The sequence below is a fragment of the Brevibacterium sp. XM4083 genome (genome assembly GCF_006489205.2).
Classification (GTDB): domain Bacteria; phylum Actinomycetota; class Actinomycetes; order Actinomycetales; family Brevibacteriaceae; genus Brevibacterium.
The window spans coordinates 133,519-157,660 of the sequence record NZ_VFYR02000001.1 but is presented as its reverse complement, the minus strand read 5'-3'; the positions used below and the strand labels follow the sequence as shown (position 1 = coordinate 157,660).

At 69.1% G+C, this 24,142-nt stretch carries 23 protein-coding genes; 8 read left to right on the top strand and 15 right to left on the bottom strand.

Features of this window, described 5'->3' with window-relative positions; translation table 11 throughout:
- Positions 1–243: 243 nt before the first annotated feature.
- Together FJ887_RS00700 and FJ887_RS00695 are read right to left on the bottom strand one after the other, a co-directional pair.
- A complete protein-coding gene (locus FJ887_RS00700; protein WP_137826575.1) occupies positions 244–696 on the bottom strand; it encodes a DUF3817 domain-containing protein in 453 nt (150 codons plus the stop codon).
- Between the two features lie 322 nt (positions 697–1,018).
- Positions 1,019–3,058: a M28 family peptidase gene (locus tag FJ887_RS00695; protein WP_137826576.1), complete on the bottom strand. Its 2,040-nt coding sequence runs from the start codon at positions 3,056–3,058 to the stop codon at positions 1,019–1,021.
- 348 nt (positions 3,059–3,406) lie between these two features.
- Between FJ887_RS00695 and FJ887_RS00690 the strand changes: the two genes are divergently transcribed.
- Entirely contained in the window at positions 3,407–4,516 is a 1,110-nt protein-coding gene (locus FJ887_RS00690) for a VIT1/CCC1 transporter family protein (protein ID WP_137826577.1), read from the top strand.
- Positions 4,517–4,731: 215 nt separating this feature from the next.
- Complete coding sequence (locus FJ887_RS00685) at positions 4,732–5,607, top strand: aminodeoxychorismate lyase (protein WP_137826578.1); 876 nt, start codon at positions 4,732–4,734, stop codon at positions 5,605–5,607.
- Positions 5,608–5,634: 27 nt separating this feature from the next.
- On the opposite strand, the gene FJ887_RS00680 is transcribed toward FJ887_RS00685, so the two are convergent.
- Positions 5,635–5,928, bottom strand: a complete 294-nt coding sequence (locus FJ887_RS00680; RefSeq protein WP_137826579.1) for an MFS transporter — start codon at positions 5,926–5,928, stop codon at positions 5,635–5,637.
- A gap of 190 nt (positions 5,929–6,118) precedes the next feature.
- Between FJ887_RS00680 and FJ887_RS00675 the strand changes: the two genes are divergently transcribed.
- Entirely contained in the window at positions 6,119–6,415 is a 297-nt protein-coding gene (locus FJ887_RS00675; RefSeq protein ID WP_137826580.1) for a DUF4235 domain-containing protein, read from the top strand.
- 151 nt (positions 6,416–6,566) lie between these two features.
- Here FJ887_RS00675 and aroD read toward each other — a convergent pair whose 3' ends face one another.
- The gene (gene aroD / locus FJ887_RS00670; protein WP_137826581.1) at positions 6,567–7,436 is read right to left on the bottom strand and encodes a type I 3-dehydroquinate dehydratase; all 870 of its coding nucleotides are present in this window, start codon (positions 7,434–7,436) and stop codon (positions 6,567–6,569) included.
- 459 nt (positions 7,437–7,895) lie between these two features.
- Here aroD and FJ887_RS00665 point away from each other — a divergent pair, with 459 nt between their 5' ends.
- The 4 genes from FJ887_RS00665 (at position 7,896) to FJ887_RS00650 (ending at position 11,848) form a co-directional block, all read left to right on the top strand.
- On the top strand, positions 7,896–9,188 hold the full coding sequence (locus tag FJ887_RS00665; RefSeq protein WP_137826582.1) for a quaternary amine ABC transporter ATP-binding protein: 1,293 nt from the start codon (positions 7,896–7,898) through the stop codon (positions 9,186–9,188).
- A complete protein-coding gene (locus FJ887_RS00660; RefSeq protein ID WP_137826583.1) occupies positions 9,188–10,132 on the top strand; it encodes an ABC transporter permease in 945 nt (314 codons plus the stop codon). Before FJ887_RS00665 ends, FJ887_RS00660 begins: the two co-directional genes overlap by 1 nt.
- 46 nt (positions 10,133–10,178) lie before the next feature.
- A complete protein-coding gene (locus tag FJ887_RS00655; RefSeq protein WP_137826584.1) occupies positions 10,179–11,087 on the top strand; it encodes a glycine betaine ABC transporter substrate-binding protein in 909 nt (302 codons plus the stop codon).
- A gap of 245 nt (positions 11,088–11,332) precedes the next feature.
- A complete protein-coding gene (locus FJ887_RS00650) occupies positions 11,333–11,848 on the top strand; it encodes a methylated-DNA--[protein]-cysteine S-methyltransferase (protein WP_137826585.1) in 516 nt (171 codons plus the stop codon).
- A 154-nt stretch (positions 11,849–12,002) separates the two neighbouring features.
- Here FJ887_RS00650 and FJ887_RS00645 read toward each other — a convergent pair whose 3' ends face one another.
- The 10 genes from FJ887_RS00645 to FJ887_RS00600 form a co-directional block, all read right to left on the bottom strand.
- Complete coding sequence (locus tag FJ887_RS00645; protein ID WP_502799905.1) at positions 12,003–13,337, bottom strand: Dyp-type peroxidase; 1,335 nt, start codon at positions 13,335–13,337, stop codon at positions 12,003–12,005.
- A gap of 109 nt (positions 13,338–13,446) precedes the next feature.
- Positions 13,447–14,079: a copper chaperone PCu(A)C gene (locus FJ887_RS00640; protein ID WP_137826587.1), complete on the bottom strand. Its 633-nt coding sequence runs from the start codon at positions 14,077–14,079 to the stop codon at positions 13,447–13,449.
- A gap of 334 nt (positions 14,080–14,413) precedes the next feature.
- Entirely contained in the window at positions 14,414–15,079 is a 666-nt protein-coding gene (locus FJ887_RS00635) for a hypothetical protein (protein ID WP_137826588.1), read from the bottom strand.
- 129 nt (positions 15,080–15,208) lie between these two features.
- Positions 15,209–15,679, bottom strand: a complete 471-nt coding sequence (locus FJ887_RS00630) for a cysteine hydrolase family protein (protein ID WP_137826589.1) — start codon at positions 15,677–15,679, stop codon at positions 15,209–15,211.
- A 46-nt stretch (positions 15,680–15,725) separates the two neighbouring features.
- The gene (locus FJ887_RS00625) at positions 15,726–16,916 is read right to left on the bottom strand and encodes an N-acetylglucosamine-6-phosphate deacetylase (protein ID WP_137826590.1); all 1,191 of its coding nucleotides are present in this window, start codon (positions 16,914–16,916) and stop codon (positions 15,726–15,728) included.
- A complete protein-coding gene (locus FJ887_RS00620; RefSeq protein WP_137826591.1) occupies positions 16,913–17,716 on the bottom strand; it encodes a DeoR/GlpR family DNA-binding transcription regulator in 804 nt (267 codons plus the stop codon). The genes FJ887_RS00625 and FJ887_RS00620 overlap by 4 nt, the downstream gene beginning before the upstream one ends.
- A gap of 10 nt (positions 17,717–17,726) precedes the next feature.
- Entirely contained in the window at positions 17,727–18,683 is a 957-nt protein-coding gene (locus tag FJ887_RS00615; RefSeq protein WP_140954873.1) for a class II fructose-bisphosphate aldolase, read from the bottom strand.
- Positions 18,680–19,951: a PfkB family carbohydrate kinase gene (locus FJ887_RS00610; RefSeq protein ID WP_250786136.1), complete on the bottom strand. Its 1,272-nt coding sequence runs from the start codon at positions 19,949–19,951 to the stop codon at positions 18,680–18,682. Before FJ887_RS00610 ends, FJ887_RS00615 begins: the two co-directional genes overlap by 4 nt.
- Positions 19,948–20,895, bottom strand: a complete 948-nt coding sequence (locus FJ887_RS00605; RefSeq protein ID WP_137824978.1) for an ROK family protein — start codon at positions 20,893–20,895, stop codon at positions 19,948–19,950. The genes FJ887_RS00610 and FJ887_RS00605 overlap by 4 nt, the downstream gene beginning before the upstream one ends.
- Positions 20,892–21,821: an SIS domain-containing protein gene (locus tag FJ887_RS00600; RefSeq protein WP_137824977.1), complete on the bottom strand. Its 930-nt coding sequence runs from the start codon at positions 21,819–21,821 to the stop codon at positions 20,892–20,894. The genes FJ887_RS00605 and FJ887_RS00600 overlap by 4 nt, the downstream gene beginning before the upstream one ends.
- 119 nt (positions 21,822–21,940) lie before the next feature.
- Here FJ887_RS00600 and FJ887_RS00595 point away from each other — a divergent pair, with 119 nt between their 5' ends.
- A complete protein-coding gene (locus FJ887_RS00595; protein WP_137824976.1) occupies positions 21,941–23,341 on the top strand; it encodes a sugar porter family MFS transporter in 1,401 nt (466 codons plus the stop codon).
- Positions 23,342–23,467: 126 nt separating this feature from the next.
- On the opposite strand, the gene FJ887_RS00590 is transcribed toward FJ887_RS00595, so the two are convergent.
- Positions 23,468–24,142, bottom strand: a complete 675-nt coding sequence (locus FJ887_RS00590; RefSeq protein ID WP_249356693.1) for a hypothetical protein — start codon at positions 24,140–24,142, stop codon at positions 23,468–23,470.

The window sequence follows — 24,142 nt, the reverse complement described above, 5'->3', positions numbered from 1 at the left end:
TGCAGGCGAGCCGACGCTTGTAGTCGGCCCGTGCTCACCACCCTATCGGAGGGCACGACGCCTGCCCAGGCCGCAGAGCGCGGAGATGTTCCAGGTCAGGAACTCGCCGAGGCGGTCGTCCCACACCGCGGGACCGTGCAGTTCGTCGGGCGACCGGACGAGAGGCCTGAGTCGATCACCGGGTCTGCGTGGCTCGGATGACCTGAGTCGATCACCGCGCCGAGGCGGTCGGGCTCGTGCGGCTCAGCTGCCGGGAGGACCGACGATGAGGAGTCCGGAGAACACCGCGATGACGACGACGGCGCCGACCCCGGCGGCCACCCACGGCGAGCGCAGCGCCCACGCGCTCAGCTTCTCCAGCGGTCCGCGCGGCGCCCGGCCGCCCCGGCCGAGTCCCCAGTCGCCGTCGAGGGCTCCGGCCTTCGCCGAGGCGATCTCGAACGGGATCGTCGCGAACGGGATGACTGCGGAGACGAGGCCTGCGAGGATGCGCCCGATGCTCCACTTCTGGGAGATGCCGACGAGGAGGACGACGACAACGAAGCAGAGGAAGACGAATCCGTGGATTCCGCCTCCGATGCGCACCCCCACCTCGGTGGTCTGAGTGACGTACTTGAGGAACATGCCGACAAGCAGGAGGGCCCACGTGATGGCCTCGGCGACGGCGAAGAAATTGAAGAGCTTCTTAGGGGTCACGGAACCTCATTGTGCCGGGCGAAGCTGGGCGGATCCTGCGTTGCCGAGACCAGGTGAGCATCGTCGCTCCTGGTCAGACGCACCAACGCCCGAGCGGTGCCGTGCAGGGGCGTGTCCGGGGTCACGCCGGCGCGGTGCAATTCCCGCCGCCGTCGCGGGTGCCGGCCGACGACGATGCGGGTGCCGACAGACTCCGATGCGAGTGTCAGCAGACAACGATCACGCGGGCCGGCGAACTTGTCCAGTCACCGGCCCGCGTGGCTTCGGGGTGGGTCAGCCCGGGTCGGTGCGGTCATCACCGCGCCGACCCGGACTCACCGTCTCACTCGAGGCTGCCGGCCTTCCTGCGGCGGGCGCCCATGGTCATGACGACACCGAGCACGATGAGCGCTGCGGCCGAGGCGACGAGCGGAAGAGCCTCGTTACCGGTGCGCGGGAGGTCTCCCCCGCCTCCGCCGCCGGCGCCCGGATCGTCGGCTCCGGCCGCGACGACCTCGAACGAGCCGTTGAGCGCGTCGCCGCCTTCGCAGTCGACGGTGACGTCGTACTTTCCGACGTACTCGGCCGACTTCGACTCATCGAGTCCGCGGACACCGAACTTCGCCACGCCGTCGGCGTCGACGGTCGCGGTCTGCTCGAACTTCTCGATGGTGCCGTTCTGCGGATCCACCGTCATCGTCGCCGTCGTCCCCGGCGTGCAGCCGGTGGCGGTGACCTGGACGCCGGTGTCGGAGACGAAGTCGTTCTCATCGATCGTCGTCGGATCGATCGTCAGACTCCGCTCGTCGGGAGCGTCCGTCGGGGTCGAGGTCGGCGAATCCGTCGGGGTCGAGGTCGGGGTCTCGGTCGGCGTGGAGGTCGGCGTCTCCGTCGGGGTCTCCGTGGGAGCCGGCTCGAGGTCGTAGGCGAGCGTGTGGACGGAGTAGGCGATCGCAGGTCCGAAGATGTCGATCGCGTCCCGGCTCACGTTGTCGATCGTGTCGGTGGGCTGATGGTAGTTCGTGTCCTGCGGCTTGCCCTCCTCACCACCGAACCACTCGACCTGCTCCGGCGTCTTGATCTCGTCGGCTCCGGAGAACAGACCGCTGACCGGCACACCGGCGTCGAGGAACGCCTGGTAGTCGGAGCGACCGGAGAACTCGGTGCCGATGTTCTTCTGGTCGTTGTCGGCGAAGTAGTCGGTGAAGACCTTCTCGAGCTCGGCCGAACCGGCGGGGACGTTGACGCCGTCGGGCACCGGAACGTCGGAGCCGTCGGAGTCGAGGGTGCCGACGACGTAGTTGTCGGAGCCGATCATGTCGAAGTTCATGTAGGCCTTGACCTTGGCGAGTTCGTCCGCGCTCAGGCTCTCGACGTACTTCGTCGACCCGACGAGACCGACCTCCTCGGCACCCCACCAGGCGAAGCGGACCGCATTGTCGACCTCGGTCGGCTGCTGGGCGAGCGCCTCGGCGCTGGCGAGCAGAGCAGCCGAACCCGAGCCGTTGTCATTGGCGGCGGGTCCTTCGGGCACACCGTCGAGGTGGGCACCGAACATCTGCACATTGTCCTTGTCGCCGGCCTTCGTCTCGGCGATGACGTTCCACGTCGTCGACGTCTTGTACTCGGTCTCGAGCGTGAAGTCCGTTGCTGGCGCCTCACCGTCGGCGGCCGCCTGCACCTTCTCGAGCAGTCCGTTGCCGAGATTGTAGGTCGTGCCCACAGTGGGCGCGCCGTTCTCGATGCGCTCGCCGAGGGTGGCGTTGAGCTCCTCGTCGGGGGCGTCCTTCGTGTTGTTGTAGATGATGACGGCGGCTGCTCCGGCGTCCGTGGCGGCCTGTGCCTTTTCCCCGAAGGTGCAGGAACCGCGGGCGACGAGGACGACCGCGCCGTTGGCGGAGTCGTCGTAGTCGCTGGCCTGGCAGCCGAGCTGGCCGCCGGCGAGGTCGGAGTAGTCGTCATCGACGGGCACGACGAGCGGCAGATCCGTCAGCGGCGCCGAGGTGCCTTCGGTGTAGCTCGCGGGGGTGACGGCGACGTCCTCCCCGTCGACCTTGACGGAGACGGTGCCGAAGTCCTGGTTCTCGACGTCGAAGGCCTGCCGGCTGACGTCGTAGGCGCCCGTGGCCTCGAGCGTCTGCTCGACGTACTCCACGGCCTCCTCATATCCCGGGGCGCCGAGCGACCGGTACCCGGTGTCGGCGTTCTTCACCGAGATGTCGGAGATGTTCTGCAGCTGTTCCATCACGGCGTCGCCGGTGACGCCCATATCGGTGTGCTCTGTCGGACCTGCGGTTCCGGCGGCCATCGCCGGGGCCATGCCGCTGAAGACCAGTCCCGCGGATGCGGTGACGGCCAACGCGGCTTTCATGCGCAACTTCATGGAGTTCCTTTCGCTCCTCAGGTGCCACGCGAATCGACCTCGCCTCACGGGCCGTCGACGGTGCACGACCCCACGTGCTCACCCGGGCGCGGACTGCGGACACCCGGTGTCTGTCGTCCCTGGGTGCGGTGCGCTCGGGGCTGGGAGAGCCTGACTCTGGTGTTTCGCCGAGTGGTTCGCCGTTGGTAACGAATCACAAACATCTATAACGAAACGGTGACACAACTCACATGGTTCATTAACCTATCGCATCAGTAACATCCTTAGGTCACGAATGGATAACAACCCATACTTAAGCAATTGCGCAAGTGTTGAACTGAGTGGGAGTTCTCCGATAGCATCGCACCAGTGACGAATCAGCAGTCTGCGCCCGCCGCGCCCACCGACCCTCCGCCCGACCGCCGGACCATCCGGCGGTGGCAGCGCTACCTCGCCAACGAGCGCCTCGAAGAGCGCGTCTACCGTGATCTCGCCGAGCGCCGCACCGGTGAGGACCGGGAGATCCTCCTCGGACTCGCCGCCGCCGAATCCCGGCACCAGCAGCATTGGATCCGCCTCCTCGGCGCGCATGCCGCGAAGAAGCGCACCCCCGACCTCGTCACCCTCTTCCTCGCCTTCTTCGGCCGGATCTTCGGTTCGGTCTTCATCCTCGCGCTCGCGCAGCAGTCGGAGACGAGCTCCCCGTACCAGAACGACGACGCGGCATCCCCGGAGATGGCCGCCGATGAGCGGATCCACGCCGAGGTCGTCCGCGCTCTCGCCGCCCGTTCCCGGGCCCGCCTGTCGGGCAACTTCCGGGCCGCCGTCTTCGGCGCCAACGACGGTCTCGTCTCGAACCTCGCGCTCGTCCTCGGCGTCGGTGCCGCCGGTGTGCCGAACACCGTCATCCTCCTCACCGGCGTCTCGGGTCTCCTCGCGGGCGCCCTGTCGATGGGCGCCGGCGAGTACATCTCCGTGCGCTCCCAGCGCGAGCTCCTCGACGCCTCGACCCCGGACCCGGAGTCCCGGCACGCGCTCGCCGACCTCAACATCGATGCGAACGAGCTCGCGCTCGTCTTCCGCGCCCGCGGCATGGACCCCGACGAGGCGGAGATCCAGGCGCATCGGACGATCTCCGAGGCGAAGACGACGAACGCCCCGCAGCTGCCGAGCCTCGAATCGGGCATCGAGAGCTCTGCGCTCGGCACCGGCATCGGGGCGGCCCTCTCGAGCTTCGCGTTCTTCTCCTCGGGCGCGCTCATCCCGATCCTGCCCTACATCTTCGGCATGTCGGGGCTGCCCGCTGTCTTCCTCTCCGCCGGCCTCGTCGGCATCGCCCTCCTCTTCACCGGCGGCACCGTCGGCCTGCTCTCGGGCAAGGCGCCGGGACCGCGGGCGCTGCGGCAGATGGCGATCGGCTTCGGCGCCGCCGCCGTGACCTACGGACTCGGCCTCGTCTTCGGCATCAGCACCGGCTGAGTGCGCGGAACCGGCTGAGTGCGCGGGATCGACTGCGAGTCCACTGACTGAGACGGCCGGCTGGGACTGCGCCGCCGGCTGGGATTACGACGCCGGCTGAGGAGTCAGCCCCCGGCATGCGGCGGCGTCGAACCGCGCCGGCACCGGTGCTCGACGACATCATCACTTGCCGATGAGGACTCCCGGACTCGGACCGGCGACCGTAGACTGTCCCCATGACCCAAGTCCTCGTCCTCATCGATCCCGGCACTTCGACGGTCACCACCGCCGATCTCGCCTCCCCCCAGCTGCCGGTCACGGACCTGGCCGCCCACCGCGGCGACGGCATCTTCGAGACGGTCCTCGTCCGCGTCAACCCGGACACCCGTGAGGCCACCGTCGTCTCCCGCGAACGCCACTTCGCGCGGTTCCATTCGTCCGCCTCGGCGCTCGATCTGCCCGAACCCGACCGCAAGCTGTGGCGGCAGGCCGTCGACCGACTCATCGCCGAAGCGATCGCCGCGAACCCCGAGACCACGGAGTTCGCGGTCCGCTACACGCTCTCCCGCGGCGGCGACGCCCCGCGCGGGTGGGCCTTCACCGTGCCCATCGAGGATACGATCGTCACCGCCCGCGCCGAGGGCGTGAGCGCCGTGAGCGTCGACCGCGGCTACGACGCCTACGTCGGTCGGCGCGCACCGTGGCTCCTCCTCGGCGCGAAGACCCTGTCGTACGCGGTCAATCAGGCGGCCCTGCGGTACGCGCAGGGGCAGGGAGCCGACGAGGCCCTCTTCGTCTCCCGCGACGGCGTCGTCCTCGAAGGTCCGACCGCGAACATCGTCATTCGCCGAGGCGACCACCTCCTCACCCCGGATCCCGCCGCCGGTCTGCTCGCCGGGACGACCCAGCGGCTCCTCTTCGACCATGCCGGTCGACTCGAGCTCAAGGCCGATTACGCCGACCTCAGCGTCGACGATGTCCTCTCCGCCGATGGCGCATGGTTCGTCTCGTCGGTGCGCACCGCGGTGACGCTGCGCGCGCTCGACGGGAAGTCGCTTTCGCGCGACGAGGCGCTGACCAGGGAATTCCAGAGGATCATCGCCGCCGGGTGAACGGGGCGGGGCGGCCTGGCGGGTGCGTCAGTGCCGATTGCGCGACATCCGAGTCGCGGACTCACGCGGTGATCCGTCGTCCGACCCGCCGCGGCGGCCCGCTTCGCAGTGCCCCGCTTCGCCGCGGCAGTTCGCATGCCGCTCAGCAGCAGGCCGGGGCACGGTGACGGCGAGGATGAGGCCGAGCATCGAGGCCCCGCAGCCGATGAACCAGAGGACCCAGAAGAACGCGGCGAGCTCGGGGGCGAGTCCGAGGACGAATCCGCAGATGCCCAGCACGAAGAGACCCGTGACCATGACGTTCTTCCGTCTGGTGAGCACGCGGACCTCCTCCCTGCATCGGTGGTCTCACGCTATCGGTCGGCGGCGCGTCGCACATCGCACAAAAGTATGAAATTCAGGCGCCTGCGATAGTGTGGATGACGAAGGACTCCTTCATCCGACGGCGGTCGTCGCCGTTGCCGGATCACCGGAGGAGTCGCTCCTCGACTTCGAACGAAAGGACACGGGCATGGGAAAGCTCGCTTGGCAGATCATCGGCGTCGGAGCGCCCATCGTGGCAGCTGTCGCAGCCCGGAAGGTGCTCACCTTCGCGTGGGAGAAGTCGACTCATCGTCCCGCACCGTCGAACCCCGTCGACGAAGAGATCTCGATGTCGGAGGCCCTGGCCTGGACCGTCGTCTCGGGTGTCGGGGTGGCCATCGCCCAGCTCGTCGTTCAGCGCCTGGCCGCGAACACCGTGCGCAACAACTTCGGCGACCAGGCTCTGCCGAAGAAGTTCCGCAAGCAGATCGCCGAAGGCGTCTGAGCCGACCGCTCACCGACACACGAGCGCCCTGCCGAGTGGATTCCCACCCGGCAGGGCGTTCGTCGTCCATGGCGACGTCGAGAAGCCGGGTCGCTCGTCCGCGCCCGCGCGCATTCCGCCGCCGGATGCGCTCAGCGGTCCCGCGGTGCGGTCAGGCGTAGAGCCGGTCGAGGATGACGGCGAGTTCGCCGGCGGCGATCTGTCCCGGCGCCGAGGCGGTGCCCATCTGCGCGAAGGTCGCGCAGCTGCCGAAGTCGGCGCCGAGGATCCGACTCGTCCGGCCCAGCTCCCCCATCGAGATCCCGAGCACGGGGCAGTCGAGGTCGGCGTCGGCCTCGGCGGTGGCCCGGAGCAGGTCGGCGACATCGGCGGCAGTCGTCGGCATCATCGCGATCTTGACGACATCGGCTCCTGCCGCCCGCATCTCGATGAGCGTTTCGCGCATGTCGGCGACGCGTTCGGTGTCCGAGAAGTTGTGCCGGGAGGCGACGACGGGCACGCCGACGGTCCGCAGCACCCCGATGACGTCCTGCGCCGAATCCCGGGCGATCTCGACATCGATCGCGATCGGGACCGTCGCACCGGCGGCCGCGTTCGCGTCGGTCAGCGCCGCCGCGAGGCCGGCGACCACCTCGGCGTAGGAGGCATCACTGAGCTCGGCCTCCCCGCCTTCGGCAGCGGTGCGCAGCGTGGCGAGGACCGGCAGACCGGCGGCGGTGACGTGCGGGGCGAGCTCTCTGATCGCCTCAGCGACGGCATCGACTCCTCCGCCGGCGGGATCGAGGGTGTCGGCGACGAGGGGGTCGACGCGCCACTCGATGACATCGACGAGGCCGCTGTCGGCGGCTTCCCGACAGCTGAGCGCCAGCAGCTCGGCATCGGTGTGGAGGACGGGCACGATGACTGCCGGGCGGCGGGGGTTGCGCGTCGCCGGGGTCGAAGACGGAACGGTCGGGGCGGAAACCTCCGCACCGGAGTCGGTCGCGGGAGCGGAGTCGAGAAGGAACGGCAGCGGCTTCATGGTCTCAAGAGTAGAGGCTCCCGCACGTGCAGTCGCCCGCTCGACCGGCGTCCGAGCACCGCGAACCACTGCGCCGCGAACTTCAGCAGTGATGGGCACGAGAATCAGCGGGGGAAAATCGCCCGCATTGCGGAATTATCGATCGATCAATGGCAAATGCCATCGTCGAACGGTTAGCGGAATAAGGCCATGACGACCTTCCGCAAGGCGCAAATGTAACGATCAAGTAACGCATCGCCTTACATCGTCCCAGGTCAGATACCCTGTCAACCACAACACTCCCGACGACAGGAATATTGTTCCCGCCGAAAAGTGTGGAAAATTCTATAATGAGGACTGAGATTTCCGTGAGCGGTGAGGCCATGTGATCGACTCCTGTTCGATTCGACAGTCGCCGAACCGCGCGACAGGGTGAGGCCTCTCGTTCTGCGGACAGTCAGGACTCCAAGGAGGTATTCCGTGAGCGTCGTCAAGGCATCACACGTCTACAAGGTCTTCGGCAAACGCCAGAACGAAGTCGTCAAGCGCCTCGAAGAGGGCGCCGACCGTGACGAGCTGACGAAGCTCGGCACCGCCGCAGTCATCGATGCGAGCTTCGAAGTCGAGAAGGGCGAGATCTTCGTCGTCATGGGCCTGTCGGGCTCCGGCAAGTCGACTCTCATCCGCACGCTCAACGGCCTGTGGTCGACGACAGCGGGGTCCGTCGAGGTGCTCGGCACGGATATCGCCAAAGCCGACGCCCGCACCCTACGCAAGGTCCGCAGCGACCACATCTCGATGGTCTTCCAGCACTTCGCCCTCCTCCCCCACCGGACCGTGCGGGAGAACGCCGCCTATGCCCTCGAGCTGCGCGGCGTCCCGAGAGCTGAGCGACTGGCGAAGGCCGAGGAATGGCTCAAGGCCGTCGGACTCGAAGGCTGGGGAGACAAGTTCCCCGAGCAGCTCTCCGGTGGCATGCAGCAGCGCGTCGGGCTCGCCCGCGCCTTCACAGCCGAGACCGACATCCTTCTCATGGACGAAGCCTTCTCTGCTCTCGACCCGCTCATCCGCCGAGAGATGCAGGAGCAGCTCGTCGAACTGCAGGCGAAGTTCAAGAAGACGATCATCTTCATCACTCACGACCTCAATGAGGCGATGTTCATGGGCGACCGCATTGCGGTCATGCGCAACGGACGCATCGTCCAGATCGGGACGCCGGAGGAGATCCTCACGGATCCTGCCAACGACTACGTCGCGCAGTTCGTCCAGGACGTCGACCGCGCTCGCGTGCTCACGGCGAGAAACGTCATGGAGAAGCCCCGCCAGGTCGTCTCCGACCAGAGCGGACCGCGCGTGGCCCTGCGGGCGATGCGTGACAGCTACGCCTCGGCGCTGTGCGTCGTCGATCGCGATCGTCGCCTGCTCGGGGTGGTCAGCGACCGTGACGCCGTCGCGCAGATCCGCAGCGGAGCGACGACGCTCGACGGCATCGTCAAGCCGCCGGCGATCGTCGCCCACCCCGACGACGTCCTCATCGATCTGTTCATCCCGTCGGCTGAATCGCCGCTGCCGCTGCCGGTCGTCAACGACCTGGGGCAGCTCGTCGGAGTGATCCCGCGTGCCACTCTGCTCGCAGCGCTCGGCCATCACAGCGGTGACGGAGAGGTGCAGCAGCCGGCACCGCCTGTGGCGGCCAGCGAGATCGAAGACGTGCTCGGCGATGATCCGCACACCGTGGTCGTCGACAACTCCGTGGAGAGGGAGGCCCTGTGATGGAGGACATCAGAATCCCGGTCGGCGCCTGGGCCGACTCGGTCTTCGACTGGCTCAAGGACAATCTGGGGTGGCTCTTCGACTTCATCACCGTGGTCGTCCGCTTCCTCGTCGAGGGTCTCACCACCGTTCTCGTCGACCTTCATCCGCTCGTCATCATCATCATCCTCGCGTTCCTCGGATGGCTTGTGCGGTCGTGGCAGTTCGCCCTCGGCACACTCGTCACGATGTTCTTCATCATGACGATGGATCAATGGGTGTCGGCGATGCAGACGCTCGCGCTCGTCGTCCTCGCCGCCCTCGTCGCGGTCATCATCGCGATCCCCGTCGGCATTCTGGCCGCGAGGAACGACACGGTGTCGGCGATCGTCAAACCGATCCTCGACTTCATGCAGACGATGCCGGCGTTCGTCTACCTCATTCCCGCGGTGACGTTCTTCAGCATCGGCGTCGTGCCCGGCCTCGTCTCGACGGTGATCTTCGCCCTGCCGCCGGGCGTCCGCTTCACCGAGCTCGGCATCCGCGGCGTCGACAAGGAGACCGTCGAGGCCGGCTATGCCTTCGGAGCCACCCCGAGGCAGATCCTGCGCGGAGTCCAGATCCCGCTGGCCACCCCGACGATCATGGCCGGCATCAACCAGGTCATCATGCTCGCCCTGGCGATGGCCGTCATCGCCGGCATCGTCGGTGCCGACGGCCTCGGCAAGAACGTCGTCGAAGCCGTTGCGACGCAGAACCTGCCGCTCGGAGTCGAAGCCGGACTCGGCGTCGTCATCCTCGCGATCTACCTCGACCGCGTCACCGCGGCTCTGGGCACGGCGAAGGACTATCCGAACTCCCTCCTCGGCGCCCTCAAACGACGCAGGGCCACAGCCGCGAACACCCGTGCGGCAGCCGAACCGGACACTGTGGAAGAGGTAGAGATCGTCCGCACTCAGAGTTGACACACCGTTCTCAGCAGACCACACAACCAGTAGTTAGGAAACCACGATGAAGAAGCGTTTCGTCACGAAGATCGCCGCCGTCGGCGCGGCTCTGGCCTTGGCTCTCACCGGCTGCTCGCAGGAAGCCAGCAACAACAGCGGCGGTGGCGAAGGCGGGGACAAGGGCACCATCACCCTGGGATTCATCCCGTCATGGACCGATGGTCTCAGCACCGCGTACCTGCTGGAGAACCAGCTGACCAAGCTGGGCTACAACGTGGAGATGGAGACGATCACCGAAGCCGCGATCCTCTACTCGGGTCTCGCGAACGGCGATGTCGACATCTACCCGTCAGCGTGGCCGGAGGTCACCCACAAGCAGTACATGGACGAGTACGGGGATCAGCTCGAAGACCTCGGCGCGTACTACGACAATGCGAAGCTGACGATCGCCGTGCCCTCGTACAGCAACATCAACTCGATCGAGGACCTCAAGGGCAAGGCGAGCGAGTTCGACGGGAAGATCATCGGCATCGAGCCCGGCGCCGGTCTGACCGCGCAGACCAAGGACACGATGATGCCCGAGTACGGTCTCGACGGCGAGTACGAACTCGTCACGTCGTCGACCGCGACGATGCTCACCGAGCTGAAGAACAAGATCGACAACAAGGAAGAGGTCGTGGTGACCCTGTGGCGTCCGTTCTGGGCGAACAGCGCCTACGACGTCAAGGACCTCGAAGACCCCAAGGGCGCGATGGGCGAAGCGGAAGCGCTCCACTTCCTCGGCACCAAGGGCTTCGCGGAGGAGAACCCTGAGGCCGCCGAGTACATCAAGGGCATCAAACTCGACGACCAGCAGTACGGTTCGCTCGAGGATATGGTCGTCAATGAGTACGGTGAGGGCAAGGAAGCTGAGGCTGTGGCCCAGTGGATCAAGGACAACCCCGACGCCTACTCCACCGAGATCAGCGAGTGACGCACTGCGCCGTTGACCGTGTGATCAGCTGACCTCCGGGCGCAGCTGTCTGCGGTCTCCGCTGACTTGGCCGGGCCCGTCGGTTCGCATCGCGAATCGGCGGGCCCGGTCTCGTTCTGCAATCGTGCCCCGAGCGCAGAACGACCACCGTCGGCGGTGCCGCGTGCGCGGTCGCCCCGTCATCCGGCGCAGTCGTTTCGGCCCTAACGCGCCGATCGCTGCCGCCGGCGGGCGATAATCGTTGCATGGAGACCACCGAGGCGACCCACCCGGCAGCGGCGACCCTGACCACTCCGGTCGGGATCATCGCGGTGACGAGCACGCGCATGGCGATCGTCCGCGTCGAATGGGTCGACGCCGATTCCGAGCCCACTCCAGACGACGAGAATCCTCTCCTCACGGAGGCGCTCGGACAGCTGCGCGCCTACTTCGACGGCCGCCTCGGCGAGTTCGATCTTCCGCTCTCGCTCGACGGGATCTCCCCGGTCGCGACGACCGTTCTGACAGTGCTCGCCGACACCGTCGACTATGGGGCGACCGTGACCTACGGGGAACTCGCCGCACGCTCCGGGACCGGCATCCCGGCGCGGGCGATCGGGAGCATCATGGGGCTCAACCCGCTGCCGCTGCTCATCCCCTGCCATCGCGTCGTCGCCGGTGACGGCCTCGGCGGATACTCGGGCGGTCACCGCGGAGTGGGACTGGCGACGAAACGCCGACTCCTCGAGCTGGAGGGAGCTCTCCCGAGCCCGTTGTTCTGAGGGACTCGGGACGAGCCCGCTGTTCTGAGGAGGACTGGACGAGGCCGCGGATCGGAGGGTGTGATCCCCCGGGCCGCGGCCTCGTTCGTCGTTGTCCGACTCCCCAGTGCGCAGCCGCCGAAGTACCGGTGCGCATCCTTCGCTGTGCCGGTGCTCAGCCTCCGAAGAGCGTCTGGCCGACGTACTCGCCGTCCTTCGCCCCCGGCGGAATCGCCCACACCGTCGACCCGATGGGCACGGTCCAGACGTTGAGCAGATCCACCTCGGCGAGCCGCCGCTGGATCGGCAGGAACTGCCGGGCGATGTCCGCCTGGAACGACGCGAACATCAGCCCCGACTGACCCCCGGCACCGGTCTCGTAGTTGTACGGCCGGCGCACGATCTGCACCTCCGGTCCGAGCCCGTCGCGGGCCCTGGCCATGTGCGAGGCCGCCGAGATCACCGTGAGACCCCGGTCGTCGACGGCCGTGAAATCGGGCTCGTCGAACTCGTCGGTGCCCGTCGTCGGCGCCCCCGAGTCGACGAAGCGACCGACGGAGAAGTCACGCGCCGGACGGTCCGCCTCGTCCCACGTCTCGAGGTTCATCTCGATGTCACGCAGCACGAGCGTCGTCCCGCCCTGCATCCACGACGGCAGCGCCTCGCCGAGGTCGGTCGGCGGTTCACCACGGGCGGAGAAGACCGCGTCCGTCCGTCCGGTCGCCCGACCCCACACGAGGCGGCTGAAGTCCTCGGACCCCATGCCCGGGTTCGCGGTGCCGTCGAGCTGGCCGAAGAGATTGCGCTGCGTCTGCCCCTCGCCCTTCGTGCCGTACGAGTTGCGGAACCCCGTGCGCTGCCAGGCGATGTCGGCGAACGCGCGGGAGTCCTTCCACAGCATCCGGCGGGCGTGGGCGACTCCGAGCGGATCGTCGCCGCAGATCTGCAGGAGCAGATCCCCGGTCGAGCGCTGCGGGTCGAGCCGGTCGATCGAGAAGCTCTCGAGCGGCCGCAGCCACTCGGGCACCGCCTGGCTGCCCGCGAGCGCGACGAGGTTCTGGCCGAAGCCGAACGTCACCGTCAGGCGGGCGGGATCGGCCGCCATCTCTGGTTCGGAGTCCGCCAGGGGCGCGGTGCCCTGCGTGAGCGCGGCGGCATCCGCGGTGAGCAGACGCAGCCACCGCACGACGGCGGCGGCGTTCTTCGTCTCCGGCTTCATCGTGAACGCGAGGAACTCGCCGTGGGCCTGCGGGGCCGTCTCGATCCCGGCCTGGTGCTCGCCGAAGAACGGCACCGCGACCTCACCGTTGACGCCGGTGGTGTCGGCACGCGGCGGTCGCGGGGAGTTCGCCTCGGTCGCCCGCCCGATGCCGAACCCGGCGAGCGACCCGACTGCTCCGACGCCGCCGGCGACGGCCGCCGAGGCGATGAGGCCCCGACGGCTGAAGCCGCGGCGGGTCGGAGCCGCTTCGGCGCTGTCCTCACCGGCCCCGGCGGCCGAGGACGTCACGTCCTCGGCGGCCGACCCGCCCGGCGCAATCGCCGACTCCGCCGATGACGACGTCCGCTCGGCGGCGGGCTCGGTGTCACGACCCGACGCGGAGTCCGGGTCGCGGGGGTCACTTGTCACCGGAGTCCTCATCGCTCATGCCCGACATGTCGCCCATGCCGTCCATTCCGTCACCGCCGTCGGAGGCGGCATCGGGCTCGCCGGGCGCGTAGGTCTCCTGCGCACCCGTGTACTCCTTGGCGACCGCGGTCGCGGGGATCGTCTCGTCATCGGCGGTGACGAGTTCGACGGTGATCTCCTCGCCCGGCTTGATCGGGCGCGTCATGTCCATGACCATGATGTGGTCGCCACCCGGTTCGAGGTCGAGGGAGCCGCCGGCGGGAATGACGAAGCCGCCGTCCTTCTCCTGCATCATCATCGAACCGGAGCCGTCGTCGATGGTCTCGTGGAGCTGGACCATGTTGGCTCCGTCGTAGTTGGCGCCGACGAGGTTGATGTCGGCGTCGGTCGTGTTCGTCACCTTGCCGAAGATTCCGGTCATGCCCTCGTCGGCGGCCTTGACCCACGCGTCGTCGAACGTCAGCGAGGCCGAGGCGTCGACCGAGGCACTGCTGCTCGAGGCCGAGGGTTCCGAGGCGCTGCTCTGGCTGCCGCTCTGACCGCAGCCGCTGAGACCGAGGACGAGGGCCGCCGACATGGCGAGCGCGGGCATGGTGGACTTGAGAATGGTGTTCTTGCGCATTTCGTCTGCACTTTCGTGTGGTGGCGTTCGTCGGCGGTCGGGTGCGGATCATGCCGTCGCCGAGGCGGTTCCGACGCGGCCATGTGGCGATCCCTGTCAGGAGGTCCCGCAGTGCGGGAGGCTCACCGGGACGTGCGCTCTCTGCCGCGCCGGGTGTCGACGCGCGGCCGCGACCGAGTTCGTAGGAATGACGGCCTGGGCACGAGACCGGCGCCGGGTGGCGCTGGGCAACCGCGCCCGCCGGAGCAGCATGATCGCATGACTGTTCGACGAATGCCGAGGGTGATGTGGGGTGCAGCGCGACGTCGGATCGCGCGCTGCCGGTGGTGAGGTGTCAGACGAGCGCGGGAGGACCGCGACGGTAGTTCGGGCCGATGACGGCCACCGGCACCATGTGCGGGAGTTCGCGCATATGGCGGACGACGCGCAGGCGCGCGCCCGCAAGACTGTGTTGCGCCGACGCGAGTGCGCGCAGGGCGATGACAACCGGCCCCAGTGCCAGTTGGAGGATGCTGAAGAGGAGATCCTCACCGCGCTTGAGGATGATCGCGGTGACGATGACGGCGACGATGTGGGCGATGATCATGCCCGGGCCGGCGCCGTTGGCGTGGCCCATCGAATGGCCCATCGGGGTGGCCTGACCGAGGTCGAGAGACCCGGTGGCCGGGGTCATGAGTTCGTGTTCGGCTGCTGACATCGTCGGATCCGGCGACGCCGAGGCGGATGCGCCGGCGGTCCCCCGCATCATCGACGACATCGGGCCGAACCAGCCCATCGAGGCATGCATGAGGAGCTGACCGAGGCCGAGGATCGCGGCGAGAGCGAGGTATCCGAGGCGACGTCCCGCGAGGATCATCGCCGCCCAGAGGACGAGGATGAAGACGAAGCCGGTGCCGAGGGCGGAGAAGTCACCGCCGGCGCCGACGTGCATGAGCACCGCGAGCATCGTCGTCATCACGGCTGCGAAGAGAGCACGGATCGACTTGTGCCAGCCGGTCATGCCACCTCCTCACCTCAGGGTCCATGCAGGCTCCATTTACCCACTACACAGTGTAGAACCGGGCCCGGCGACCGTGCCAGTCAGAGCCGACAGCTCAGAGCAATGTCACACTGCCGAGGCGGGCAGGAGTCACATGCGCAGCCAGGTGTCCTCGGTGCGCTTGACCATGGCGCCCGCCTCTTCGGCCGCATCGGCCCAGGTGACGGGCTCGCCGGCGGCGCTGACGACGGAGTCGGAGAGGACGATGACGTCGAAGTTGCAGACGAGGGCCGCCATCGCCGAGGCCCACACCGCACCGGGATTCTCGTCGACTCCGGCGATGACGATCCGATCGACGGCCATGTCGTGGAGTCCGGCGGCGAGGTCGTCGACGCCTTCGAAGATGTCGGGATTGTCCGAGCGGAGGACGAGGTCCTCCTCGTCGGGGCCGAAGACGCTGATCTCCTCGTCGTCGCGGCCGGAGACCTCCTCGTTCGTCGTGGCGAAGATGAGCACTCCGCCCACCGCACGGGTGCGGCCGACGATCCCGCCGAGGGTCTCGACGGCCCTCTGAGAGGTCAGCGCTGTGTCGTCGGTGTCGATGAGGAGCAGAGCATCCATGCCGACCATCCTCCCACGACATCGGCTCCGCCGGGCAACCGGATCCTCAGCGCCGGTCCCCGATCCACACGGTCGTCACCCGCATGTCGGCGTCGAGGAGGACGCAGTCAGCGGGTTGGCCCACCCGCAGGAGGCTGTGGACGTCGGGGGCGAGACGACCGAGCGCCCGCAGGGGAGTCAGCCCCGCGGCCTGGGCGGCGGCGATCGGACTCATCCCCACCTCGGCGACGGCCCGATGCACGGCATCGTCCATGGTCAGCGTCGATCCGGCGATCGACCCGACCGAGCCGTCAGCGGCCCTGACCCGGGCCACCGAATCCTCGACCCGCACCGGCAGACTGCCGAGCACATAGTCCCCGTCGCCCATCCCGGTGGCCGCCATGGCATCGGTGATGAGGGCGACGCGACCGGGCGCGAGCCCCGTGATCAGCCGCGCGGCCGGGGCCTGGACGTGGATGCCGTCGTTGATGAGTTCGAGCGTGACGTGCGGGGCGTCGAGGGCGGCGAGGATGGGACCCGGGCTGCGGTGGTGGATGCCGGGCATCCCGTTGAACGCGTGCGTGAGGATGCTCGCCCCCGCCTCGAAGGCCCGCATCGTCTCCGCGTAGTCGGCGGCGGTGTGGCCGACGGCCACGGCCACCCCGGCTGCGACGAAGCGGGCGATCGCCTCGGGCGCACCGGGCAGTTCGGGTGCGAGGGTGACCTGGGCGAGCTGCCCGTCCGCGGCCGCGAGGATGGTCTCGACCGCCTCCGGGGTGGGAGCGGTGAGCACCTCCGGGGAGTGCGCGCCCCTGAAGTCCGGGGAGAGAAACGGGCCTTCGGCGTGGAGTCCGAGGACTGCGGGATTCTCCCGCACGAGCCCCGCCCCCACCCGCAGCGACTCCGCGAGCCCGGCGATCGTGTCGGAGACATGGGAGAGGACGAGCGCGCGGGTGCCGTGGGCGCGGTGGACGTCGAGAATCGCGCCGAGGTGGTCGGGGCCGTCCTCGACGTTGTGCCCACCGCCGCCGTGGGTGTGGATGTCGACGAACGCGGGGGCGAGGTAGGCGCCTTCGGCGTCGATGATCCGCGTCGCCGGGCTCGCGCACTGGTGCCACATCACGCCCCGACCGCGGTCGACGACGATGCCGTCGGCGACGGCGATCCACGTGTCGGCGAAGTCGGTCGAGAACGTCGCCGGGTCACTGTCGAGGATGACGGCGTTATGGACGACGACGTCGGGAAGGGGATCCGTCACCGTGTTCCTCCTGTCGGGCCGTCCGTCACCGCAAGGTCGACGTCGAAGCCGGCGGCGGTGAGCTCCGTGACCGCCTCGGCGCCGAGGCCGTCGTCGGTGATGATCGACGCGAACACGTCCGCCCCGCCCACCGAGGCAAACGAGCGCCTGCCGTACTTCGAGGAATCGGCGACGACGACCGCCCGCTGTGCACGCTGCGCCATGAGCCGGTTGACGTGCGCTTCGGCCTCGTTGACGGTCATCACGCCGGCACCGGCCGAGAACGCGTGCACCCCGATGAACGCGAGGTCGAGCCAGATGCTCGCGAGCACCGAGTCGACGAAGGAGCCGACGAGTTCGAAGCTCGAGGGGTTGATGATGCCGCCGCAGACGACGACCTTGATGCCCGGGTGCACCGCGAGCTTGTGGGCGACGTTGACGGCGTTCGTCACGACCGTGAGGTCGCTGACGAGGTCGTCGCGTTCGCTGATGGCATCGGCGACCTGGAACGTCGTCGTCCCCCCGGAGAGGCCGACGGCGGTGCCGGGGCTGATCTGGGCGACCGCGGCGCGCGCGATCGCGGCCTTCGCCTCCGTGGCGGCCGCCTCCTTGTAGCGCAGGGACAGGTCGTAGTTGACGTTCTTGCGGGTCGCACCGCCGTGGGTGCGCTCGAGCAGGCGCCGCTCCTCGAGCAGGTCGAGGTCCCGGCGGATCGTCGCGAGCGAGACGCCGAGCTCCTCGCTGAGCGCGTCGACGCCGACCGTGCCCTCCCGGTCGAGGCGACCGAGAATGCGGTCGAGGCGGTCTTCGCGCGTGCTCATAGTGCCACTCTCAAGCCTCGCGTGCGGGTTTGGCAAGCGGTCTATGCGCCCTCGCCTCGGTGAACAGCGCGAGCAGACGGGTGACCTCGGCGGCGAAGGCCTCACGCCCGGGCGCGAGGTACTTGCGCGGGTCGACGAGGCGCGGGTCGACCGCGAGGGTCTCCCGCACCGCTCCCGTGAAGACGGAACCCAGATGAGTCGAGACGTTGATCTTCGCCATGCCCGCCCCGATCGCCCGCTCGAGCTCAGCGTCGGGAACCCCCGAGGAGCCGTGGAGGACCAGCGGCACGGGGACCGCGGCGGCGAGCCGGGTGATGAGGTCGAGGTCGAGACGACTCGTGCGCTCGAGCATGGCATGGGAGCTGCCGACGGCGACGGCGAGCGCATCGACGCCGGTCGCGGCCGCGAAGTCGACCGCCTCGGCGGGATCGGTGCGCACGCCCGGAGCATGGGCGCCGTCCTTGCCGCCGATCTCCCCGAGTTCGGCCTCGACGCCGATGCCGCGGCGGTGGGCACGGCGGACCACCTCAGCGGTCGTCGCGCAGTTCTCCGCGTAGGGCAGATGGGCGCCGTCGTACATCACGGAGTCGAACCCGAGCTCGAGCGCCTCGTCGACGAGCGAGAGATCCGTCGCATGGTCGAGGTGGACGGCGATGGGCACGCTCGCGGCGGCGGCGATCGCGAGCGTCGCCCCGGCGATCGGCGCGAGGGCCCCGTGGTATCTCACGCAGTTCTCGGAGATCTGCATGATGACCGGGCGCCCGGCGGACTCGGCGCCGGCTGCGATCGCCTCGGCCGATTCGAGAGTGATGACGTTGAACGCGCCGATCGCCGAGGCGGGGGCGAGGGCGGCGGCCGAGACCGGCGAGGCGGGGGTGCCTGTTGTGCCGGCCTGGCCGGGGGTCGTCGCCTCCGAGGCACTGCGCCCGAGTGCGGCGAGGAGATCCGTCGTCGCTGCCTTCGTCATGGTCTCGCTCCGTCAGTGTGAGGGGTCGGGGTGGTCGTCGGGGCCGCAGCGGTTGCCGTGGAAACGATGGCCGCAGGTGCCGGCGCCGGGGGCGTTCCCGGCGCGGGATCGGGAATGTCCTCGGTGATGACCTGATGGCCGAAGTCGCGCCACCGCTGGTGGATCTGCCCGGCCTGCGGCATGAGCACGGCGGCGGCCGAGACCGCGACCGCGCGCGTGAGCAGCACGCCGATCTCCGCATCGCCGAGGTGGTCGCCCGCGGACTCCCGCGCGACGTCGTCCCCGGCGTCGGCTCCCGCCCCGGCGTCCCCGCCGCTCCCCTCGATCCCGGCCTCGCGGGCGGCGAGCGTCCAGGCCAGCGCGGCGACGGCCGCATCCCCGGCCCCGGTCGGATTGCCGTGCAGGGTGCGGGCGAGCCGTGCCCGGCGGCGCGGACCGGTCGCATCGACGAGGTCCATACCGTCGGCTCCGCGGGAGACGAGGACGTGACGGGCGCCGGCGGCGATGAGGCGACCGGCGCCGCGGAGCACGGGATCGCCGCCCGCGGCGACGGCGATCGACGTGTCGCTGAGGCGGGCACCGGCACGCGCCGTGCCGGGTGAGAACGCCCGCTCGAACGCCGCCGCGCACTTCGCGCGCTCGGTGTCGGCGTCGTCGGCGAAGAGCTCGCGCAGCTCCTCGTCGTTGGGTTTGACCCAGTCGGCGCCCGCCTCGGCGGCGGCGAGGAGGCCGGTCGCCGAGGTGTCGACGATGACCGTGATCCCGGCCGCGTGCGCGGCGGTGATGAGCCCGGGCACGAGATCGGCGGGACAGTCGTCCGGGGTCGACCCGGAGATGACGAGGACCCGCAGGCCCGGCTCGCGCAGTCGGGCTTCGACTCCGGAGCGCAGCGTTGCCCACACGTGCGCCGGATGCGGGTGGGCGGTCTCGTTGATGAGCGTCGCACGCCCCGAGTCCTCGATGACGGCGATGCTGCGGCGCAGCGGTGCCGGAGTGTCGGTGAGCGCCCACCGCACCGTCTCCGCGTCGCCCGCGGTCGGCCAGTGCTCGCGGGCGACGGGACCGAAGGCGACCGACGGCACTCCGAGGGCGGCGAGCACGCGGGCGACGTTGACGCCCTTGCCGCCGAGCACCTCGGCGGCCGGTCCCGCACGATGCGTGCGCCCCCGGTCGAGCCGGGGGACGGTGAGCGTGCAGTCGAGCGCCGGACTGAGCGTGAGCACGACGACCGTCGGCGCTGCATCCTGCGACGGGCTGCCCGCGGTCATGCGTGCCCTCGGGTGAGCAGGCCCGCCCCGATGAGGCCGGCGACCGGACCGAGACCGGCCCGCCGGATGTGCGGGGGACGGTGGAAGTCGAGTCGTGAGCGCAGCGCGGCGTCGACGCCGTCGAGGAGCTCGTCGGCGCTCGAGAGACCGCCGCCGAAGACGATGACCTCGGGCGCGACGACCGCGACGAGCTGTGCGCACATCGCTCCGAGGGCGTCGACCGCCTCGGCGAACACCGCAGCGGCGATCGGATCGCCAGCGTGCATCGCCTCGAGCACCCCGAGCGAGCCCGAGACCTCGCGGCGGCTGCGCGCCGTATAGCGCCTGGCGATCGAGGCGGCCGAGGAGATGTGCTCGATGGGACCGCGGAACACGCCGTCGGCGATGTCGACGGTGACCTCGGTGAACCCGACCTCGCCGGCGAAGCCGCCCGCGGACACGAGCGTGCCCTCGACCATGATCGCCGCGGCGATCCCCGTGCCGATCGTCACCATCGCCGCGTTGGCCGGCATCGCCTCGGCGAAGGCGAACTCCGCGCGCCCGGCCGAGCGCACATCGTGGGAGACGGTCACCGGCACGCCGAGGCGCTCGGTGAGGATCGCCGCGAACGGGACGTCTCGCCATCCGAGGTTCGCCGAGAACACTCCGGTCCCCGTCGCCTCGTCGACGATCCCGGGAAGGACGACGGCCGCCTCGGCGATCGGATGGTCCGGATGATCGGCGGCGAACCGGTCACGGAAGTCCGCGACGACGTCGACGACCTCACCGGCGGCGGTGTCCGTGCACTCCGGGGTCGGGGCGGTGATCGCGTCGACGAACCGGCCGGCGGAGTCGAAGAGCACCGCCTTCATCCCCGTGCCTCCGACGTCGACGGCGAGCGCGACGGGACCCGGGCCGAGGCTCTGGCCGGCAGCGACCCGGTGGATCTCCTCCCGCGTCGTCATCGGTCGAGGACGACGGAGCGGGTCAGCGAGCGCGGATGGTCGGGGTCGACGCCGAGGCGGCGGGCCTTGATGAGCGCGAGCGCGTGGAGGCGGACGAGGTCGGCCAGAGGATCCCGGTCGGCCTCGACGAAGCGGGCGCCCGTGGCCTCGACCTGCGCGGCGAGCCCCTCGGGGGCCTCACCGAACTGCCAGGTCACCCGACCCGGGGCGGCGATCGCGATGGGCCCGTGCCGGTACTCCATCGAGGAGTACGACTCCGTCCACGCCTGTGCGGACTCGCGCAGCTTGAGCGCCGCCTCATTGGCCACGCCCCAGGTCCAGCCCATGCCGAGGAAGCTGAACTGCTCGGCATCGATGAGGGCGTCGTCGAGGATCGCCGGGTCGACCTCGGTGAAGTCGGCGGAGATGCCCTCGAGGACGGTCCGCGCCTGGCCGATCGCCTGGTCGACCGCCGCGGCGTCCCCCGCCCACGCCCGCAGCAGGGCCATCGTCGAGGTGCCGAAGCGCGTCTGGACGACGGAGCGCTCGTCGGCGAAGTCGAGCGCGATGACGTCGGTGGCCGCCTCGGCGATCGGAGTGTCGGCACCGCCGACGATCGCGGTCACCGGCACGGACCCGTCGAGGCGGGCGAGGGTGTCGATGACCTCGGTCGTCGTTCCCGAGCGGGAGATCGCGACGACGCGGTCATACGCGCGGTCGAAGGGGTACTCGCTCGCCGTGAAGGCATCGGTCTCCCCCTGCCCCGCTGCTTCGCGGAGGTTCGCATAGACTTGCGAGCCGAACCATGACGATCCGCACCCGATGACGGCGATCCGCTCGCCGTCGGCCGGGACAGCCGCCTCGGCGACGGGGTGGGACAGGGTGGTCTCCCACATGTCCGGCTGACTGCGGAGCTCCTCCGCCATGAACGCGCCACCACTGGCCATTGCTCATTCTCCTGATCGTTTTTTGATTCAATCAATCATTATCATGGCATATTTCCCACCATGGGGATAGTATTCATGTACGGTTTGCTTAGATTCATTTCTCGCAAAGGAGCAGTCACGTGGCATTCCTCTCCGACCTAGGGCGGGCACCGCGGCTCGTCACGATCGTCGCGTTCGCAGCCGTCGCGCTCGGCATCACGTACGGGTACGACATCTCCAACATCGCCGGCGCCCTCCTCTTCCTCGAAGGCGACCTGGGGCTGAGCAGCGCCGAGCTCGGCGGGCTCGCGACCGCGGTCGTCATCGGTCAGATCGTCGGCGCGATCATCGGCGGCCCGCTGTCGAACGCGATCGGCCGCAAGAAGTCGATGTTCCTCATCGCCGCCGGCTACATCGTCTTCTCCGTCATCTCCGGCTTCGCCCCCGGCTACGTGTCCCTGCTCCTCGCCCGCCTCCTCCTCGGCGTCGCGATCGGCATCGCCCTGGCCGTCGTCCCCGTCTTCATCGCCGAGTCCTCCCCGACGAACGTCCGCGGCGGCCTCCTCGTCGCCTACCAGGTGACGACCGTCATCGGCATCATCGCCGGCTACCTCGTGTGCTGGGGACTCGCGCTCATCGAATCGTGGCGTCTCATGCTCGGGCTCGCCGCCGTGCCCGCGGCGATCGTCTTCCTCCTGCTGCTCAAGGTCCGGGAGACCCCGCACTGGCTCATGCTCAAGGGACGCGACGCCGAGGCGGCCGATGCCCTCCGTGCGCTCGATCCGGACCGCGACGTCGACCGGGATCTCGGGCAGATCCGCACCGAGCTCAACCAGGAGAGCGGCCGCCTCGTCGAGATGTTCCGCGGCCACCTGCTCAAGGCCACGCTCTTCGTCATCGGTCTCGGCTTCTTCATTCAGATCACCGGCATCAACGCGACGATCTACTACGCGCCCTCGATCTTCGAGTCGATGGGCTTCAGCGGCTACGGCGCACTGCTCGGTCTGCCGGCGATCGTCCAGACCTTCGCGCTGGCCGCCGTCATCGTCTCGATGTTCATCGTCGACCGCTTCGGGCGGCGGCCGGTGCTGCTCACCGGCATCGGGGTGATGATCGTCTCGACCGTCGTCCTCGTCCTCACCTTCAGCCTCGGCGGCGAAGCGGGCAGCACGACCGGGGGCACGGTCTTCGGCGTCATCGGCATCATCGCGTTCACGATGGGCTACACGTTCGGCTTCGGCTCGCTCGTCTGGGTCTACGCGGGTGAGACCTTCCCCGCGAAGTACCGGGCGCTCGGCGCCTCGCTCATGCTCACCGCGGACCTCGTCGCCAATGCGATCGTCGCCCAGTTCTTCCCCGGGCTGCTCGAGCTCATCGGCGGTGCGGGCGTCTTCCTCGTCTTCGGTGCGCTCTCCGTACTCGCGTTCCTCTTCGTCTTCCGCTTCGCCCCGGAGACGAAGGGCCGCGACCTCTCGGAGATCTCCGCTTACTGGGCCAACGGCGCGAAGTGGCCGACAGGCCTCGAGAGCTCGCGCCGGTAGGACGGCAGGTGCCCTGCGACCGCACCGGGCACTGGCGGTCGCCCGGTGCGGTCGCGCGGTGCGGTCGCAGCCGCCCGGTAGGCCGGGCGTCGGCAGTCGCCCGGTGCAGTCGCCGCTGCCGTCAGCTCATTTAAAGGTCGGTGAGGGCACCGATTCGCCGTCGACGGTGAGCGTCGGCAGCATCTTCTTGAAGTCCTCGGCGGCGGCCTCATCGGTCTGCAGCGCGCGCATCTCGACGCTGATGTTCACGAGGCGCCCGTTCGTCTGATACCCCAGGGTCGCGCCGTACATGACGGTCGGCTCCTGGTTGATCGCGAAGATCTCGTTCTCCCCGAGCACCGCCTGGTACGTCCAGAAGTAGCCCGAGCCGATCGAGCCGGTGCGCTCGGCGTTGACCGTCGACCCCTGTTCGGAGAACTGGTACTGCTTCTTCCCGTCGACGACCGCCTTGGGTGAGTCGTCGAAGGCCTCATTGCACGAGATGATGATGGCGTCGCTGTCGTTCAGCGACGTCCCCCGGCTGTAGACGATGAACGCCGGGCTGCTGCTGCCGTCGAACCAGTCGGGTCCGATCGCGAAGCTGACATTGACCGGGCATTCCGCGCCGAGGTTGTGCGACTTCATCTCCATGCCCTCGGGGACCGTGGGTCCGGTCGGCTCCTCCGTCGGCTCGCCCGGCTCCTCCTGGACGCCGACGGCGAGCGGCCCCGAGTCGCGTTCAGCGGTGCGGACCTGCAGGACGGCGCACCCGCTGAGCAGGAGGGAGGCGGCGGCGCCGACCGCTGTGACTGTGCGGACCAC

Bases quoted from the DNA above. Each gene is read 5' to 3' on its own strand.
- FJ887_RS00600 (WP_137824977.1), bottom strand. From the start codon at position 21,821: ATGGCCAGTGGTGGCGCGTTCATGGCGGAGGAGCTCCGCAGTCAGCCG.
- aroD (WP_137826581.1), bottom strand. From the start codon at position 7,436: ATGAAGCCGCTGCCGTTCCTTCTCGACTCCGCTCCCGCGACCGACTCC.
- FJ887_RS00630 (WP_137826589.1), bottom strand. From the start codon at position 15,679: ATGGATGCTCTGCTCCTCATCGACACCGACGACACAGCGCTGACCTCT.
- FJ887_RS00685 (WP_137826578.1), top strand. From the start codon at position 4,732: ATGACCCAAGTCCTCGTCCTCATCGATCCCGGCACTTCGACGGTCACC.
- FJ887_RS00650 (WP_137826585.1), top strand. From the start codon at position 11,333: ATGGAGACCACCGAGGCGACCCACCCGGCAGCGGCGACCCTGACCACT.
- FJ887_RS00655 (WP_137826584.1), top strand. From the start codon at position 10,179: ATGAAGAAGCGTTTCGTCACGAAGATCGCCGCCGTCGGCGCGGCTCTG.
- FJ887_RS00695 (WP_137826576.1), bottom strand. From the start codon at position 3,058: ATGAAGTTGCGCATGAAAGCCGCGTTGGCCGTCACCGCATCCGCGGGA.
- FJ887_RS00615 (WP_140954873.1), bottom strand. From the start codon at position 18,683: ATGACGAAGGCAGCGACGACGGATCTCCTCGCCGCACTCGGGCGCAGT.
- FJ887_RS00675 (WP_137826580.1), top strand. From the start codon at position 6,119: ATGGGAAAGCTCGCTTGGCAGATCATCGGCGTCGGAGCGCCCATCGTG.
- FJ887_RS00635 (WP_137826588.1), bottom strand. From the start codon at position 15,079: ATGACCGGCTGGCACAAGTCGATCCGTGCTCTCTTCGCAGCCGTGATG.
- FJ887_RS00605 (WP_137824978.1), bottom strand. From the start codon at position 20,895: ATGACGACGCGGGAGGAGATCCACCGGGTCGCTGCCGGCCAGAGCCTC.
- FJ887_RS00660 (WP_137826583.1), top strand. From the start codon at position 9,188: ATGGAGGACATCAGAATCCCGGTCGGCGCCTGGGCCGACTCGGTCTTC.
- FJ887_RS00620 (WP_137826591.1), bottom strand. From the start codon at position 17,716: ATGAGCACGCGCGAAGACCGCCTCGACCGCATTCTCGGTCGCCTCGAC.
- FJ887_RS00640 (WP_137826587.1), bottom strand. From the start codon at position 14,079: ATGCGCAAGAACACCATTCTCAAGTCCACCATGCCCGCGCTCGCCATG.
- FJ887_RS00610 (WP_250786136.1), bottom strand. From the start codon at position 19,951: ATGACCGCGGGCAGCCCGTCGCAGGATGCAGCGCCGACGGTCGTCGTG.